The following is a 16,272-nucleotide window of genomic DNA, read 5'->3' on the forward strand; positions in this document are numbered from 1 at the left end:
CGAGCTGGCCCGCGAGCTGGATAAACCGCTGGACTAGGCTGCACCGCGGCTGCGGTTTGGGGACAGACACCTTTTCGCACACGAACCTTGGTATCAGCGAATTGGCCCAAAGATTCGGCAACGGGCTCGAAGCCGCGGCGCGTGTGCGGAAAGGTGTCTGTCCCCAAACCGCAGCCGCGGCGCGTGTGCGGAAAGGTGTCTGTCCCCAAACCGCAGCCGCGGCGCGTGTGCGGAAAGGTGTCTGTCCCCAAACCGCAGCCGCGGCGCGTGTGCGGAAAGGTGTCTGTCCCCAAACCGCAGCTAGGCCACGTCGAAAAAGCCGGTATGGCACAGCCACCATATGAGCACCACCTGTGCCGCCAGCATTACGGGCACGGTGAACTTGAAGTACCACTTCTGCGTCTTGTGGCGCACGAGGTGCATGCCCAGAAGCGCCCCGAGCGAGCCGCCCGAGAGCGCCAGCCCGAGCAGCGTAGCCTCGGAGATGCGCGAGTTGTGGCCGGCCGCGCGCGCCTTATCCACAAGGAAGCAAATGAGCGTCGCCAGGTTCATGCAGAGCAGGTACGCAATGCCCAGTAGCTGCGCATACGGCAATTCGCCGGTCGTAAATCCCAAAACCATCGCCGCCGCCTACTGACGCTCGAAGTAATCTTTGCTCGCCAAGAAGTACGTGCGGATGTACCCCTTCTTGGACACGACGACGAACTCGCCCGTGTCCTCGAGGTAGTACGCATCGTCGCCGTCCTTGGATTCGGTTTTATGCAGGCAGTCCGGGTTGGAGAGCACCTTATTGGCTCCGGCAAGATACACCTCGGCCGACGAGAAGCCCATGTCGATGCCGTGCTTCTCGTAGTGCTCCTGCAGGCGCTCCTCGTTGCGGAACGTGAGATTGCTCCTGGCCTCGGAGCCGCTGGAGGAACCGGAGTCGGACTTGCCGGAGTACGAGAGCGTGGTCTTTGAGCCGCTAGAGGAGGAATCGCTGCTCGCAGAACTGCTCGCAGAACCCCCGATCGGCGTCGTCTGAGAAGCTGTGACCTGCGCGTTATTTGAATTCGAGCCGGAGTTTCCCGACGTGGTCTGGATGCCGAACACCGAGCAGACAACCGCAACGGCAACCGCCGCGACGGCCCCGACGATCTTCGTCATTGGCGAGCCGTTGCTCTTACCGACGCCGGCCCCGCTGCCACCGCCGGCCTTGTTCTCCTGCCGATCCGCGTTGCTTCTGCCCATGGGACTCTCCCCAGCTCGTGGTTTAACCATTCGATAGTACCGCACGCGCAGGACACAAATTCATCGCAGGCGGCGGCGAAACCGCGGCCCTTACCCCACGTCCGCCCAGTCGATCGCCGCCGCACCATGCTCTACCAGCAGCTCATTGGCTCGCGAGAAGGGCCGCGACCCGATGAACGCGCACAGATCGCTTGCCGCCCGCATGGCCGAGAGCGGCGAGGGATGCGTCGACGCGAGACAGAACTTATCGTCCGCGACCTGCTCGCCAAGCCCCTCCTTGGCCCCCTCCACGAGCGCCACCGCGTTCTTTCCCCAGGCAAGAAAAACCACGGGCTGCGGCAACGTGAGGCATCGGCGCACCACGTAGTCCGTGAGCACCTTCCAGCCCAGCTTCGCGTGCGAGTTCGCGGCGCCTTGGCGCACGGTCAGCGTCGTGTTGAGCAGCAGCACGCCTTGGCGCGCCCAGTTGGAGAGGTCGCCCGACCCAGGCACCAAACACCCCAGGTCAGCAGCCATTTCTTTGTAAATGTTGCGCAGGCTCGGTGGCAATTTGCAGCCGCGGTGCACCGAGAAGGAGAGCCCCATGGCCTGCCCCTCCTCGTGGTAGGGGTCTTGCCCCAGGATGACCGCGCGCACGTCGCCGGGCGCCGTCCACGCGAGGGCGTTCAGGATGTCGTCCTGGGGCGGATAGATGGTCTGCTCAGCGCGAAGGACCGCCACCTCGGCAAGCAGGCGCTCGGTCGCGTCCACGACCTCGGCCGGCGCATCGGCGAGCCAGGCATCGATGTTTTGCTGCTTGGTCATAGCGCCTCGGCCTCTTTCCTAACCATCAATCCGCACGTCGAACATGGTCTCGAGCAGCCACTTGCCGGTCGCAGTGCGAAAGATCTTCTGCCCCGCGGAGCGAACGGCGTCCAGTCCCGAGCCGTTCTCGAACAGGTTCACGAGGAAGTCCGCCTCAACGAGCACCTGGTAATCGGCCCCATCGATGTTCGTATAGGTGTGGTGGTGCCCCACTAGATACGCCACGCGCTCGCAGCGCGCGGGGTCAAAGCCGACCTCTGCGAGCATCCGGCGCGCGGGCTCAGGCCCCAGCTCCTCCTGGTGCTTGCCGCTCGGGTCGCCGTACTTCTCCTCCGAAGGGCGGATGCCAATGTCGTGCACAATGGCCGCCGCCTCGAGCGTGAGCAGCGTCTGTGCGTCCATACCTTCACCCAAAGCAATAGTCCGAGCAAAGCTCGCGACCTTAACAAAGTGCTGGATACGGGCCGTGTCGCCCGCATCGAACTCGATCATCTTGAGCGTCAATTCATGAAGCATTTGCTCCGAGGTCTTACTTTGGTTGCTCTGAGGCTCTGGCATAGTGCTGCCCTCCGGTTGCATATGGCGAGACCCGCACATTCTAGTTCAGCCGGCGGGCGGGCGCGCAACGAAAACTTGCGCTACCCTCAAAGCAATAAATCAGCCGCCGCTCAAAGCAAGGAGCGCACATGAAGAAGTCAATCACTCGACGCGCGTTTGTCGCCGCGGCCGCCACCGGGACCGCAGCGATCGCCGCCGGCTGCGCAAAGTCGCAAGAAGAAACCGCCGCCCCCGCGGCCGAGACCGCCGAATCGCAAGCCCCCGCGACGACCTCCGAGGCCGCGTCCTCCCCCGCCGAGACCGCCTCCGCCGCGAGTACCGGCGCCGTCGCCCGCCCTTCCGCGAACGGCCGTCTCACCGTGCAGAACGCGCGCCTTGTGGACGCCTCGGGCAATAACGTGCAGCTCAAGGGCTTCTCGACCCACGGAATCGCGTGGTTTGGGCAATACGTCAACGCCGAGTGCTTCGCCGAGCTCTCGGGTTGGGGCGCCAACGTGGCGCGCCTCGCCATGTACACGCACGAGAACGGCGGCTACTGCTCCGGCGGCGACCAGGCTGCCTTGCGCGACCTGCTCGTTCGCGGCGTCAAGTACGCGGCCGACGCCGACATGTACTGCATCGTCGACTGGCACGTGCTGCAGGACCTCGACCCCAACGTCTACATCGACCAGGCCAAGGAGTTCTGGGCGTGGGCCTCGTCCGAGTTCGCGGACGCGACCAACGTGATCTACGAGATCTGCAACGAGCCGAACGGCTCGACTACCTGGGCGGATGTGAAGAGCTACGCCGAGGTTATCCTGCCCATCATCCGCGCGAACGACGCCAGCGCCGTCGTGCTCGTGGGCACCCCTAACTGGAGCCAGCATCCCGACCAAGCCGCCGCGGACCCTCTTGCCGACGAGCATGTCATGTACACGTTGCACTTCTACGCGGCCACGCACAAAGACGACCTGCGCGCCACGCTGCGCTCGACCGTCGACGGCGGCGCGCCCGTCTTTGTGAGCGAATACGGCATCTGCGACGCGTCGGGCAACGGCAGCCTCGACCTTGAGTCCGCCGCCGCCTGGGTAAACCTCATGGACGAGCTCGGCGTGAGCTGCTGTTGCTGGAGCCTCTGCAATAAGGCCGAGAGCGCGTCGTTTATTGCCTCGAGCTGCGAGAAGACCTCGGGTTTCGAGGACGGCGACCTTACGCCGAGCGGGACGTGGCTCAAGGCGATGCTCGGCGGGCAGACGCCGACCGAGGTCGCCAGGCCGGACGGCTCGGGCACCGGCGTGGGCACGTTTACGCTGGAGTCGATCACCGGCAACGACGGCCTCGCCGTTTCGGCCAACCTGCGCCAGAGCTGGGAGACCAACGGCGCCCCGTACCTGCTCTACGACATTACCGTGACGAGCGGCACAACACCGAGCAATTGGGGCTGCGACCTGGTGTTTTCTGCCAACGTGGCCATCTCCGAGAGCTGGAACTGCACGATTGCCGCTGACGGCGCGACCGTGCACATCACCGGCGCCGGCACCTCCGACGTCGGCCTCATCGTCTACCCCGCATAAATTACTCAACCTGCAAAAGGGACAGTCCCTTTTGCAGGTTAGAACGAGACGTTGCCGAACTCGGAGAGCTCAAGGCCCTCGTTGTGCTCAACGGCCCAGTTGATGTTCCAATCGCTCGTAAAGAGCAGGAGGCGCCCGCCGCGCATGTCCTCCACGCGGCAGGTGTCGCGCGTGAGGCTCAGCTTCTTGATGTCGTAGCTGTCGGGCGCGTTCTGGATCCAGCGAATCTGGTTGTACGGCAGGCCCTGGCGATACACCTTAACGTGGTACTCGCTCTCGAGGCGCTGCTCGAGCACCTCGAACTGCAGCACGCCCACCACGCCCACGATCACGGACTCCATGCCGGCGCCCACCTCGCGGAAGATCTGCACGGCGCCCTCCTGCGCAAGCTCCTCCATGCCCTTGACGAACTGCTTGCGCTTAAGGGTGTCTACCTGCGAGATCTTTGCGAAGTGCTCAGGCTGGAACGTGGGGATGGGCGGGTACTGGACGTTCATCTTACCGGCGCAGACCGTGTCGCCGATGGAGAAGATGCCCGGGTCGAAGAGGCCCACGATGTCGCCCGCGTAGGCTTCGTCCACGATGGCACGGTCGTCGGCCATCATCGAGGTACCGGTTGCGAGCTTGATGTTGCGGCCACCCTGAACGTGCGTCGCCGTCATGCCGCGCTCGAACTTGCCCGAGCAGATGCGCACGAAGGCGATGCGGTCGCGGTGGTTCTTGTCCATGTTGGCCTGGATCTTGAACACGAAGCCCGAGAAGTCGTTCTCCACGGGGTCCACGGCCTCGCCGGAGACCTGGTCGGTGTAGGCGCGCGGCGGCGGCGTGAGGCGCAGGAACTCCTTGAGGAAGGGCTCCACGCCGAAGTTGGTAAGCGCCGAGCCAAAGAAAACCGGCGAGAGCTTTCCGCAGCTCACAGCCTCAAGGTCCAGCTCGTCGCCCGCACCATCGAGCAGCTCAATGTCGTCCATCAGGTTGTTGTGATTCTCGGTGCCGATAAGCCCCTCAAGCTGGTCGCTGCCGAGTTCCGCCTCGATCTCGCGGACCTTCTTGGTGGCGTTGGCGTGGCCGTCGCCCTCGAAGGCCAGCACGCGGCGGGCCTGGCGGTCAAAGACGCCGCGGAAGTTGCGGCCGGACCCGATGGGCCAGTTCATGGGATAGGTGCCGATACCGAGGACCGTCTCGATCTCCTCCATGAGGTCGAAGGGGTCGCGCGCCTCGTGGTCGAGCTTGTTCACGAAGGTAAAGATCGGGATGTGGCGCAGGGTACAGACCTTGAAGAGTTTCTTGGTCTGCGCCTCGACGCCCTTGGCGCCGTCGATGACCATGACGGCCGCATCGGCCGCCATGAGGGTGCGGTAGGTATCCTCAGAAAAGTCCTGGTGGCCGGGGGTGTCGAGGATGTTCACGCAGTGGCCCTCGTAGCTAAACTGCAGCACCGACGAGGTGACGGAGATGCCGCGCTCCTTCTCGATGTCCATCCAGTCCGAGACAGCGTGCTTGGCCGAGCTCTTGCCCTTTACGGAGCCGGCGGTCTGGATGCTGCCGGTGTACAAGAGGAGCTTCTCGGTAAGGGTGGTCTTGCCGGCGTCCGGGTGCGAGATGATCGCGAACGTGCGGCGAGACGAGATCTGTTCCTTGAGGCTAGCCATGCGTGTCCTTCCTTATCTGCACAAACTAGTCGATTTTAGCGCGCACACGCAGGTTAGTTATGCCTTATTTCTCATCGCAATGGCGTCGTCACCGTTATATTGACGGCGGTCGCGGCCCATTCCGCACACATGGCGGCCCCTCGGGCCATCGGCCAGCAAAATATTGGAGATGGCGGCAGTTTATTGCGGAGCCATCGAGTATCCCGCGCTTTATGCCCCACAAAACAGCAGGTAAAAGATTTGCTCAACATTTGGCTACTCGGACGACTCGTAAAAACTGCCGCCATCCCTGTTTTTGTGCGCGCAGGACTGCGCCGAGGCCCGTAGATGGCGGCCCGGCGCGGCAAGAAGGCCTACTCGAGGATGTAGGTGCTGCCCTTGTTGTTCTTGCTGTCGTAGACGCCGCGGTCGGCCATGCGGTAGACGGAGTCGAAGTCGAGGCCGGGGCGGTAGAGCACGGCGCCGAGGCTCACGCTGACCTCCTCGGACATGGGCTCGACGCGAATGGCCGACACGCCGCCGAAGATCTCCGCGATGATGGGCGCGGCCTCCTCAGGCGTCTGAATGCCGACGAAATACGCGGCGAACTCGTCGCCGCCGAGGCGCATGACCACGTCGCCGTCGCGCTTAGCGGCCGCCAGCGTGTTCGCCACGCCGATAAGCACCTTGTCGCCGGCATCGTGGCCGTACTTATCGTTGACCTGTTTGAACTTGTCCACGTCGAAGAGGCAGAACATGCCCTGCACGCCGTCGCGCAAAAGGGCGTCGATTGCCTGCTCGCCGTGCCCGCGGTTAAAGATGCCGGTCATCAGGTCGGTCTGCGAGAGATACAGCAGTCGCTCCGTCTCTCGTCTCTCGGCGTCGATGCATTCGACGGCGTAGAGCAGGTAGCGATCGGGATCGGCCTCGTCGGCGTCAAGGGAGCCCAGCTTGATAAAGCGCGCCTTGCACCAGCCGTTCATCTTGCCCTCAAAGACGCACGAGGTCATCGGGTCGTCTCCCATGCGCGCGGAAAGAGTCGAGAAGTCGCAGAAGTCCTTGAGGAGCTGGCTGTGCTCGGGCGCGCCGATGGTCTGCATCACGTTATCCATGCACTCCTGGAGCGTGCCGCCGATGTAGATGAGCTTCTCGAGGAAGGGGTTCGACTTGATGGTGTAGATCTTCTGCTTGCGAAGGTCGAGGGCGTGGATGGACACATAGATCTCGGAGAGCGAACTCAAGATGTTGCTCTTAAAAGCGTACGATTGCTCGATGCTGTGCGAGTTCTCCATGTTGCGCAGCTTCTCCATGTGCTCCCCCTTGCGACGTCGGAAACAGAATGCCTGATTGGCGGCCCTAGCCGACGGACACAACGGTAAGCGAGGTGTTATCGACGGTAAAGGCCACGTCATGCCCCGCGTACGCCAAGTGATAGACGCGCTCAGGGTCGTGCTTAGCGCCGGCGCGGCGGGGGTCTTGGCGCAGGACCTCGATGAGGCCGGGGAGCTTATCGGCGTCGACGATCGTGCGCAGGCTTTCCGGGAAGTCGACGTCGAGCTCTTGCCAGGGGTTCTTCTCGATCCAGCCGCCCGTGGCCTCGGGATGGCAGTCGGCGAAGGGGATGTAGGGCTTGATGTCGTAGATGGGCGTGCCGTCGCGCAGGTCGGCACCGAGGACGTGGATGACGGGGCCGTCGGGCGTGCGCTCCACGCGGTCGAGCGCGACGCAGGTCAGGCCTATCGGGTTCGGGCGAAAAGGGCTGCGCGTGGCAAAGACGCCCACGCGCTCCGTGCCGCCGAGGCGCGGCGGGCGGACCGTCGGCGACCAGGCGTCGTTGGTGCCGGGCCTACTCGCCGTGGCCGTATCGGCGGCGATGTCGGCCGCGGTGCCGCCGGGGGTTCCGTTCTCGAACTGCCAGAGCAGCCACAGGTGCGAGAAGAACTCGAGCCCGGCGACCGCCGACTCGAGCGCGAACTCAGGCTCAAAGACGATGCGTCCCTGCAGGTGAGGGGCAAGAAAGCTGTTCCGCGGGATGCCGAACTTCTGCGGCAGGTCGGTGCGTATATGCGCGATGGCCCTCAGACAAGACAAGGGGACAGTCCCTTCATACCGTTGTAGTTTTGATGCGAAATGACGAGCCGGCCACGGCGTCACCTCATGGCAGCCACGATGGCGGCGACGGCCTGTGCCTGCTGCTCGTCGGGCAAGATGGTCGCCTCGTTGTCGCCCGACTGCGCACCGTAATCGCCGAAGCCCGCATGGTTGCCGCCGGCGATCTGGAGCACCGAGCTCGCAGGCAGCTGGGCTATGCAAGCGTCGAGCCTCTCTCGGCTGACCACGCCGTCGTTTGACCCGTACACGAGCTCCGCCTTGAGCCCGAGCTGCGAGAGATCCTCGGTGGAGTAGGCGGCAAGAAGCGCCAGACCCTCGAGCTTCGACGTATGGCTCGCGGCATAACTTGCGGCCGCCACGCCGCCGAGCGAGTGGCCGCCGATCCACCAGTGAGACACGCCTGAGTAAGCGCTTATCGCCGAGTCCGCCGCGTTCAAGTTAAGAAATGCGAGGTTAAATGGCATTTTCGCGATGACACAAAACACGCCTTGCTCAGCGAACTTGGCCGCAAGCGGCGCATACGCCTCAGGCGCTACCTTGCCGCCGGGATAAAAGACGATACCGTACTCGGAGTTCTCGTCCCCCACCGCTATAAAGGCGTCAAAGTCCGCCACCGCGACCGACGCGTCGCTCGCCGAATCCACAGCGATAATCGCCTCGGCCTCGCTTCCGGCGCGCGAATAGTCGGACACATAGACGCCGAGCGCCACGGCGAGAATCGCCGCCAAGATGACAAGCGCAGCCGCAATTCGCTTCAGCCATGTATGTTTAGCGGCCATGCACTCTCCCCTTCTTGACCTGCAGAAGGGACTGTCCCTTTTGCAGGTGGACAGCCCCTTCGTCTCATTGTATCGGTGGAGCTGTATCGAAGCGCGACGACCGAGTTACTTGGTCTTGTTCTCGACGTCCTCGGCCTTCTTCTCGAGGCCTTCGACGACGTTCTCGATCTCGGGCTCGAGCATCGAAGCGAGCTTGGAGAGCTTCTTCATGTCGAGCAAGGGGCCGATAAGGTCAGCGAAAAATCCCATGTGAATCTTCCTTGGTTGGTTCGCCGGCGCGGGGTTCGTCCGCTTGTCGGTTTGCAGCTTACGGAGTCGACGCAGGTGCCAAGACGTTTTTTCGACGAACGCCAACAAAGCCTTGAGGGCGACCCGCTTACGGAATGATTAACGCGCAGGCCAATTGTTGTACCGCGCATCAGCTAAGCTAATACGAGGTCGAAAGGGGCTCACCATGACGGGGCAGAATTCTTACCACAAGGAACAGATCGCGCAGCTCATCATGTCTATGTCGCGCTTCTTCGACGTGGTGCGCCTGGTGGACCCCATCAGCATGGTCGTCTACATCGTGGAGGGCGACGAGCTGGTCGCGCAGCCCAACAGCTGCTTCCACGTGTGGAAAAAGGAGGAGCGCTGCGACAACTGCATCTCGTCGAAGTGCTTCATGAACGACCGACGCTTCTCCAAGTTCGAGTTCATCGACCACGACATCTACCACGTGGTCGCGCAGCCCGTGGACATCGACGGCGAGAAGTACGTGCTCGAGGTGGTCACCGCCTCCAACGACGACGTGCTCGTCTCCGCTTTCGGCAACAACAACTTCGTGGACCGCATCACCGACTACAACCACAAGGTGTACACAGACGACCTCACGAGCCTCTCCAACCGCCGCTTCATCGACGAGCGCTTCCCCATCTTGGCCGACCGCGTGTCAACGCACGGCATGAGCCTCGCCGTTGCCATGATCGACATCGACAACTTCAAGCAGGTAAACGACACGCTGGGCCACCTTACCGGCGACAAGGTCCTGCAGTTCGTGGCCGGCGCGCTGCGCGAGGGCTTCGCGCCGAAGGAAACGGACGTCGTGGCTCGCTACGGCGGCGACGAGTTCTTCGTCGCGCTGCATGCGCTGAGCCGCGAGGAGGTCGAGCAGCGGGTGGGCGCCGTGCGGAAACTCGTGGCACAGGGCACGTTCGACGTCACGGTGAGCATCGGCGTGTATTACCAAGCTGCAGCCGCGGAGCAGGGCGCCGAGGCGCTTATCCAGAGAGCCGACGACCTTATGTACCGCATCAAAAACGGCGGCAAGAACGGCTACCTGATCGAGGAGTAACCCCGCCCGACCTGCGGTTTGGGGACAGTCCCCTTTCTGCAGCGGTTTGGGGACAGTCCCCTTTCTGCAGGCACGCCTAGACGCGCAGGCGGCGCAGCAGCTCCTCGCAAGCGCGGCTGCGCAGGCGGTACTTCTTCCAAACAAGAAAAGATTTGATATTCATCGGCGGGTTGAGCGGCACGAATCTGAGGTCTGCGGACTCGAGCTGCAGCAAATGATCGATGCCCATGGCGCACGCCTCGCCCGTGCGCACCAGGTGCGCCGCGTTGCCCAGAAGGTCGTGGTGCCCGACCACGTTGAGGCTCTCGGGGTCGATTGCCCCGCCCGACCATCCGACGAGGTCAACGGCCTTATTCGTCGTGCGCGAGCTCAAAAGCAGCGGCATGCGCGCGACGTCTTCAGGGGTCACGCCCTCGCGGCTCCCCCACTCGCTGGTTGTTGCCACGGCCACGCCCACGCGGTCGGCGCCCGGCATCTGGAGCCACTCGTATTTCTCGAGGTTAACCGGCTCGATGAGCAGGGCAAAGTCCAGAAGTCCGCGCTCCAGGCGCTCCTCCACGGCATCGGCGTTTCCCGTGTAGAGCTCGATGGTCACGCGCGGGTTCTCGCGGTGGAGCTCGACGAATGTGTCCATGATGGGCCGCATGGCCTGCGTCTCGCCGCCGCCGATGCGGATATTGCCCGAGAGCTCGTGCTCGTCGTCGGCGAGCTCCGCCTCGGTCTGGTCAACGAGCGAGATGATCTCCTCGGCGCGCTGGCGCAGCAGCATGCCGTCGCCCGTGAGCACGCACGCGCGGTTCGTGCGGTCAAAGAGCGTGACCCCAAGCTCGCGCTCCAGGTCGGCGATCTGCCGCGAGAGCGTGGGCTGCGTGACGTGCAGCACGTTGGCCGCCTCCGTCATGTTCTCCTCGCGCGCGACGGCAAGGAAATATCGCAAGGTTCGCAGTTCCATGAGTTAGACCCCTGTTATACGTCACCCGTATATCTAACAAGTTATTATAGGTATTTAACATCGTGCCTGTGCGCCCGTATTCTCAATATCGAAAGGGAAACGCAACGAGAAAGGCTGAACGTTTATGCAGTACACGACCCTTGGGCACTCGGGCATCGAGGTCTCCAGGCTGTGCCTCGGCGGCATGAGCTTCGGCGAGGCCAGCCCCGACTTCCACCAGTGGACCATCGACGCCGACGGCACGCGCGAGGTCATTCGCCGCGCGCTCGACTCCGGCATCAACTTTATCGATACGGCCAACTGCTACAGCTTCGGCACGAGCGAGGAGTACATCGGCCGCGCCCTGCGTGAACTGGGCATCGCGCGCGAGGACGTGGTTCTTGCCAGCAAGGTGTACTTCAACGAGGGGGCGCTCTCGGCGGCCGCCATCGAGCGCGAGATTGAGGGCACGCTCAAGCGCCTCGGCACCGACTACCTGGACCTCTACATCATCCACCGCTTCGACTATGACACGCCGATGGAAGAGACCATGGAGGCGCTCGACCGCCTCGTGCGCGCCGGCAAGGTCCGCGCCCTGGGCGCGAGCGCCATGTACGCCTATCAGCTCCACAACCTGCAGGTTATTGCCGAGCAGAACGGCTGGACCAAGTTCACCAGCATGCAGTGCCACTACAACCTGCTCTACCGCGAGGACGAGCGCGAGATGATCCCGGTCTGCCGCCAGTACAACATGGCGCTCACGCCGTACAGCCCGATGGCATCCGGCCACCTTTGCCGGCCCACCTGGGAGAGTTCGTCGGTGCGCGGCACCACCGACACGACCATGCAGAACAAGTACGACCGCGACCGAGCCATTGACCTGCCCGTCGTCGAGCGCGTGGCCAAGGTGGCCGCCGACCACGGCGTCCCCATGGCGCAGGTGGCGCTGGCCTGGCACTGGGCGCGAGGCGTCGAGGCGCCCATCGTCGGCTGCAGCAAGCCGGAACGCGTGGACGACGCGGTGGCGGCGCTCGACGTTGAGCTCACGGCCGAGGAGGTCGACTTCCTCGAGGAGCTCTACCAGCCGCACAACCTCGTGGGGCCCAAGGGCCGCCCGGGCGAGAAGGCGCTGGCCGGCACCACGAACGTGAAGCTCACGCGCTAGGAGCGGGGCGCCCGTGGACGACAAGATACGTCAAAACCTGGTGGACGCAGGCTGTGACCAGGCGTTCATTGACGAGTTCGAGGGCCTGTGCGACTGCGCGCAGCTCTGCCGGCTGAAGGCTCGGCGCCGCGAGCTTCTCGACTCCATCCACGCCGAGCAGAAGAAGCTCGACTGCCTCGACTACCTCATCTACCAGTACCGCATTGATCCCAACACCAAATAACCCGCATTGGGGACAGTCCCTTTTGCAGGTCGAAAGGAGAAACGATGACCATCCTGGACGAGAACTACACCCTGGCCGACGGCACCCTCATCCCGAGGCTCGGCCTGGGCACCTGGCTCATGGACGACGCCACCGCGACGGCGGCCGTGAAGAGCGCCGTGGCCTGCGGCTACCGCATGATCGACACCGCGCAGGCCTACGGCAACGAGGCTGGCGTCGGCGAGGGCATCCGCACCTGCGGCGTGGCCCGCGACCAGCTGTTTGTTGCCACCAAGGTCGCCGGCGAGCTCAAGGACTACCAGAGCGTGGCCGCCTCCATCGACGAGTCGCTCTCCAAGCTCGGCCTGGACTACGTGGACCAGATGATCCTCCACAGCCCGCAGCCGTGGGTGGAGGTCAACCAGTCCGACGACCGCCACGAGGAGGGCAACCTGGCCGCGTGGCGCGCGCTTGAGGACGCCCAGGCCGCCGGCAAGGTGCGCGTCATCGGCGTCTCCAACTTCCTGGCCGGCGACATTGACAACATCCTGGCGGGCGGCACCGTGAAGCCGCAGGTCAACCAGGTGCTCACGCACATCTCCAACACGCCATTCGAGCTTCTCGACTACTGCGCCGAGAAGGGCATCCTGGTTGAGGCCTACTCCCCCATCGCCCACGGCGAGGTGCTGGGCAACCCCCTGATCGCCGAGGTCGCCGGCCGCTACGGCGTCACGCCCGCGCAGCTTTGCATCCGCTACTGCCTGGAACTCGGCATGCTGCCGCTGCCCAAGGCCACGAGCGCCGAGCACATCGCCGACGACGCGCGCGTCGACTTCCAGATTTCCACCGAGGACATGCAGACCCTGCGCGGCGCCGAGCGCATCAAGGACTACGGCGAGTCGAGCTTCTGGCCCGTCTTCGGCGGCAAGCTGTAAACGGCAGACTTTACTACATCAACTTTTAAACAGTGGACAAAGGGACCGTCCCTTTGTCCGCACGAGAGGAGAGAATCATGGCTGTTAAGCAGACCGCGGGCCACGAGGCCCTGGGCGAGTTCGCGCCCGAGTTCGCGCACCTCAACGACGACGTGCTCTTTGGCGAGGTGTGGAGCCGCGAGGACAAGCTGCCGCTGAAGCTGCGCAGCATCGTGACCGTGAGCGCCCTCATCGGCAAGGGCATCGTGGACAGCTCGCTGCAGTATCACCTGGCCGAGGCCAAGAAGAACGGCGTGACGCAGGTTGAGATGGCCGAGCTTCTCACCCACATCGCCTTCTACGCCGGCTGGCCCAACGCCTGGGCGGCCTTCCGCATGGCCAAGGAGGTCTACGCCGAGGGCGGCGAGGGCGGCTCGGCCGACGCCGACGCGCCCGAGGCCCACGGCGGCTTCTTTGGCCTGGGCAAGCCCAACGACGGCTTTGCGCAGTACTTCATCGGCCAGAGCTACCTCAACTGCATCACCAAGCCGGGCGACTACCTGCAGATCCACAACGTGACCTTCGAGCCGGGCTGCCGCAACAACTGGCACGTCCACCACGCCAGCACCGGCGGCGGCCAGGTGCTCATCTGCGTCGACGGCGAGGGTTGGTACCAGCAGGAGGGTGAGCCCGCGCGCCCCCTCAAGCCCGGCGACGTCGTGGAGATCCCGGCCAACGTCAAGCACTGGCACGGCGCCAAGGCAAACAGCTGGTTCAGCCACCTGGCCTTCGAGTACCCCGGTCAGGACGAGAGCAACGAGTGGCTGGAGCCCGTCGACGACGAGGCCTACGCCGCGCTGGAGGGCTAGTCGATGAGCAAGAAGATGCTCGTTGCGTACTACAGCTGGTCTTGCGGCAACACCGAGAAAATCGCCGAGCAACTGGCCGAGGCATGCGGCGCGGACCTCGAGCGCATCAAGACCTCGGTCCCCTACCCCGAGGACTACGACGAGACCGTGGCCCAGGGCCAAGACGAGGTGAACGCCGGCTTCGAGCCCGAGATTTGCCTGCTCGAGCATAACCCGGCCGACTACGACGTGGTGGCCGTGGGCACGCCGACCTGGTGGTACACCATGGCGCCGGCGGTCCGCACGTTCTTCTCGACGGCGGACCTTTCGGGCAAGGTCATGGTGCCGTTCATGACCAACGGCGGCTGGCCCGGCACCGTAATCGACGACATGGTCGAGGCCGCGGCGGGCGCCACGGCCGGCCCCGCGCTGGAGGTGCAGTTCGACTCCACCGGCGGCGACCATCAGGAGTCCCCACAGGCGGCCGTCGACGCCTGGATCGGGCAAATTCTGGCGCTTCTGGGCTAGGCACGAGACCAAACTCTCGCATTTGAGCATCTTGCTGGGTTTTCACCGAGTAGACAAGCCATACCAACTGCGGTTTTGGCCGCAGATTGGCCGTTACTACTCGGGCGGTTTACAGCAAGACACTCAAATGCGAGAGTTTGTGCTCGTGAGCCTGCGCGGCATAACCTGCTGCGTCCCCGATGCGCGAGAGATTGGCGTAGTCTTGGGCGTCGGCACCATGGACGTCGGAGATGTTAGAGAGACGCCCGCAATGCAGCAGGCCTATGACCTCGGCGCCAGCATCTGCGGCTAGCGCCGCAACGATTGGAGAAACATGTCCAAGTCCCTCATCGCATACTTCAGCCGCGCCGGCCAGAACTACGTGTCCGGAGACATCGTCGAGCTGCCGCGAGGCAACGGTGCCGTGCTGGCCGACTTTGCCGCCGCGGCAACTGGCGACGACCTCTTTGAGATCCGCCGCGAGGCTCCCTATGCCTCCGACTATCGCGAGTGCGTCGCCGAGTCCCGCGACGAGCTGGCCGCGAACGCACGTCCCAAGCTTGCCGCCGACTGCGACCCCGCGCCCTACGACGACATCGTGCTGATCTATCCCAACTGGTGCGGCACCATGCCGATGCCGGTCTACACCTGGCTCGAGGCTCACAACTTCGCAGGTAAGACCATCCATCCGCTCTGCACGCACGAGGGCAGCGGCCTTGTCTCCACCGGGCGCGACATCGCCACGGCCTGCCCCGGCGCCACCGTGGCCCCTGGTCTCTCCGTCAAGGGTTCCGAGGCCGCTCGCTCCGAGTCGGTCGTCCGAAACTGGCTTCGTTAGGCACGCCGCTCGCAAAAAGGACCGTCCTTTTGCAGGTCGCGAGCACAAACTCTCGCATTTGAGTGTCTTGCTGCGAACCGCCTGAGTAGCAAGAGCCAATCTGCGGCCAAAACCGCAGTTGGTATGGCTTGTCTACTCGATGAAAACCCAGTAAGACACTCAAATGCGAGACTTTGTGAATCTAGCGCGGCTTTCGGGCCACCAGATGCGCCCGGAAGCCCTTCTGCGCCTCGAGTTTCTCGACCTCGAAGCCCGCGGCATCGGCCATCTCGCGAAACTCGCTCACCTTGTGGACGCGCACGTCGCCGTGGCCGAGCAGGCGAACGAACGGCAGCTCGAAGGTGTTCATCAGCCACACCACGAAGTCGCTCGACGTGTAGTCGCGCAGGATCAGCCTGCCGCCGGGCCGCAGCACGCGCAGCGCGCCGGCAAAGAACGCACCCGGGTTCGGGTAGTGGTGAAAGCTGTTCGACGAGAGGACCGCGTCGAAGCTCGCGTCCGCAAACGGCAGGTTCTCGGCATCGCCCACCACAAACTCGCAGTTGGAAAGCTCTTTTGCCGCCGCGGCATCGATCATGGCCGGCGTGAGGTCGAGCCCCGTGTAGCGCGCCTCGGGAAACTTCTGGTGCAGCAGCTCGATGACGGCGCCGGTTCCGCACCCCACGTCGAGCACATCCGCGAAGGGCTCGCCCTCCAGCTCGGCCAGCATCTGCGGATAGTCGTCCTTGCACATCTCGTAGATGCCGGCGTACCCCGACTCGTACACGCGCGCCGCCTCGGTGAACTCGCGCACCGACATCTGCTTGAGCTCTTCTGCCGTCCGGGCCATGGCTGCTCCCCTCACATCAAGTTAACTCATTCTAACTC

General features: G+C 63.9%; 20 protein-coding genes. 9 read left to right on the forward strand and 11 right to left on the reverse strand.

What is annotated here, in order from left to right; genetic code table 11:
- Nucleotides 1–300: 300 nt before the first annotated feature.
- From U5709_RS06750 to U5709_RS06765, 4 genes are all read right to left on the reverse strand, one after another.
- The gene (locus U5709_RS06750; protein ID WP_321973056.1) at nt 301–621 is read right to left on the reverse strand and encodes a DUF1294 domain-containing protein; all 321 of its coding nucleotides are present in this window, start codon (nt 619–621) and stop codon (nt 301–303) included.
- A 9-nt stretch (nt 622–630) separates the two neighbouring features.
- Entirely contained in the window at nt 631–1,230 is a 600-nt protein-coding gene (locus U5709_RS06755; protein WP_321971852.1) for a hypothetical protein, read from the reverse strand.
- A gap of 90 nt (nt 1,231–1,320) precedes the next feature.
- Entirely contained in the window at nt 1,321–2,034 is a 714-nt protein-coding gene (gene ung, locus U5709_RS06760; protein WP_321973057.1) for a uracil-DNA glycosylase, read from the reverse strand.
- Nucleotides 2,035–2,052: 18 nt separating this feature from the next.
- Nucleotides 2,053–2,550: an HD domain-containing protein gene (locus tag U5709_RS06765; RefSeq protein WP_321973058.1), complete on the reverse strand. Its 498-nt coding sequence runs from the start codon at nt 2,548–2,550 to the stop codon at nt 2,053–2,055.
- A 170-nt stretch (nt 2,551–2,720) separates the two neighbouring features.
- Here U5709_RS06765 and U5709_RS06770 point away from each other — a divergent pair, with 170 nt between their 5' ends.
- A complete protein-coding gene (locus U5709_RS06770; RefSeq protein WP_321973059.1) occupies nt 2,721–4,145 on the forward strand; it encodes a glycoside hydrolase family 5 protein in 1,425 nt (474 codons plus the stop codon).
- A gap of 38 nt (nt 4,146–4,183) precedes the next feature.
- Here U5709_RS06770 and U5709_RS06775 read toward each other — a convergent pair whose 3' ends face one another.
- The 5 genes from U5709_RS06775 to U5709_RS06795 all read right to left on the reverse strand — a co-directional run bounded on the left by U5709_RS06775 (nt 4,184) and on the right by U5709_RS06795 (nt 8,916).
- Nucleotides 4,184–5,797 carry a peptide chain release factor 3 gene (locus tag U5709_RS06775; RefSeq protein ID WP_321973060.1) on the reverse strand — a complete coding sequence of 538 codons (1,614 nt, stop codon included), beginning with the start codon at nt 5,795–5,797 and terminating at the stop codon, nt 4,184–4,186.
- A gap of 353 nt (nt 5,798–6,150) precedes the next feature.
- The gene (locus U5709_RS06780) at nt 6,151–7,086 is read right to left on the reverse strand and encodes a GGDEF domain-containing protein (protein WP_321971847.1); all 936 of its coding nucleotides are present in this window, start codon (nt 7,084–7,086) and stop codon (nt 6,151–6,153) included.
- A gap of 46 nt (nt 7,087–7,132) precedes the next feature.
- Entirely contained in the window at nt 7,133–7,867 is a 735-nt protein-coding gene (gene tsaA / locus U5709_RS06785; RefSeq protein WP_321971846.1) for a tRNA (N6-threonylcarbamoyladenosine(37)-N6)-methyltransferase TrmO, read from the reverse strand.
- 59 nt (nt 7,868–7,926) lie between these two features.
- Nucleotides 7,927–8,667: an alpha/beta hydrolase gene (locus U5709_RS06790; RefSeq protein ID WP_321973061.1), complete on the reverse strand. Its 741-nt coding sequence runs from the start codon at nt 8,665–8,667 to the stop codon at nt 7,927–7,929.
- Between the two features lie 105 nt (nt 8,668–8,772).
- Entirely contained in the window at nt 8,773–8,916 is a 144-nt protein-coding gene (locus U5709_RS06795; RefSeq protein WP_321971844.1) for a hypothetical protein, read from the reverse strand.
- Nucleotides 8,917–9,121: 205 nt separating this feature from the next.
- Here U5709_RS06795 and U5709_RS06800 point away from each other — a divergent pair, with 205 nt between their 5' ends.
- Complete coding sequence (locus U5709_RS06800; RefSeq protein ID WP_321971843.1) at nt 9,122–10,000, forward strand: GGDEF domain-containing protein; 879 nt, start codon at nt 9,122–9,124, stop codon at nt 9,998–10,000.
- 76 nt (nt 10,001–10,076) lie between these two features.
- On the opposite strand, the gene U5709_RS06805 is transcribed toward U5709_RS06800, so the two are convergent.
- Nucleotides 10,077–10,952, reverse strand: coding sequence for a LysR family transcriptional regulator (locus U5709_RS06805; RefSeq protein ID WP_321971842.1), 876 nt, complete (start codon nt 10,950–10,952; stop codon nt 10,077–10,079).
- Between the two features lie 124 nt (nt 10,953–11,076).
- Here U5709_RS06805 and U5709_RS06810 point away from each other — a divergent pair, with 124 nt between their 5' ends.
- From U5709_RS06810 to U5709_RS06840, 7 genes are all read left to right on the forward strand, one after another.
- Nucleotides 11,077–12,096, forward strand: a complete 1,020-nt coding sequence (locus U5709_RS06810) for an aldo/keto reductase (RefSeq protein ID WP_321971841.1) — start codon at nt 11,077–11,079, stop codon at nt 12,094–12,096.
- A gap of 13 nt (nt 12,097–12,109) precedes the next feature.
- Complete coding sequence (locus U5709_RS06815; protein ID WP_321971840.1) at nt 12,110–12,319, forward strand: hypothetical protein; 210 nt, start codon at nt 12,110–12,112, stop codon at nt 12,317–12,319.
- 44 nt (nt 12,320–12,363) lie between these two features.
- Entirely contained in the window at nt 12,364–13,233 is an 870-nt protein-coding gene (locus U5709_RS06820; RefSeq protein WP_321973062.1) for an aldo/keto reductase, read from the forward strand.
- 77 nt (nt 13,234–13,310) lie between these two features.
- Complete coding sequence (locus U5709_RS06825) at nt 13,311–14,081, forward strand: carboxymuconolactone decarboxylase family protein (protein WP_321973063.1); 771 nt, start codon at nt 13,311–13,313, stop codon at nt 14,079–14,081.
- A 3-nt stretch (nt 14,082–14,084) separates the two neighbouring features.
- Nucleotides 14,085–14,588, forward strand: coding sequence for a flavodoxin (locus tag U5709_RS06830; protein ID WP_321971837.1), 504 nt, complete (start codon nt 14,085–14,087; stop codon nt 14,586–14,588).
- A 127-nt stretch (nt 14,589–14,715) separates the two neighbouring features.
- The gene (locus U5709_RS06835; protein WP_321971836.1) at nt 14,716–14,880 is read left to right on the forward strand and encodes a hypothetical protein; all 165 of its coding nucleotides are present in this window, start codon (nt 14,716–14,718) and stop codon (nt 14,878–14,880) included.
- Nucleotides 14,881–14,901: 21 nt separating this feature from the next.
- On the forward strand, nt 14,902–15,405 hold the full coding sequence (locus tag U5709_RS06840) for a flavodoxin (protein WP_321973064.1): 504 nt from the start codon (nt 14,902–14,904) through the stop codon (nt 15,403–15,405).
- Nucleotides 15,406–15,586: 181 nt separating this feature from the next.
- Here the strand turns inward: U5709_RS06840 and U5709_RS06845 are convergent, their stop codons facing one another.
- Complete coding sequence (locus tag U5709_RS06845) at nt 15,587–16,234, reverse strand: class I SAM-dependent methyltransferase (protein WP_321971834.1); 648 nt, start codon at nt 16,232–16,234, stop codon at nt 15,587–15,589.
- Nucleotides 16,235–16,272: the final 38 nt, after the last annotated feature.

This window comes from Paratractidigestivibacter sp., assembly GCF_963660155.1.
Taxonomy (GTDB): domain Bacteria; phylum Actinomycetota; class Coriobacteriia; order Coriobacteriales; family Atopobiaceae; genus Paratractidigestivibacter.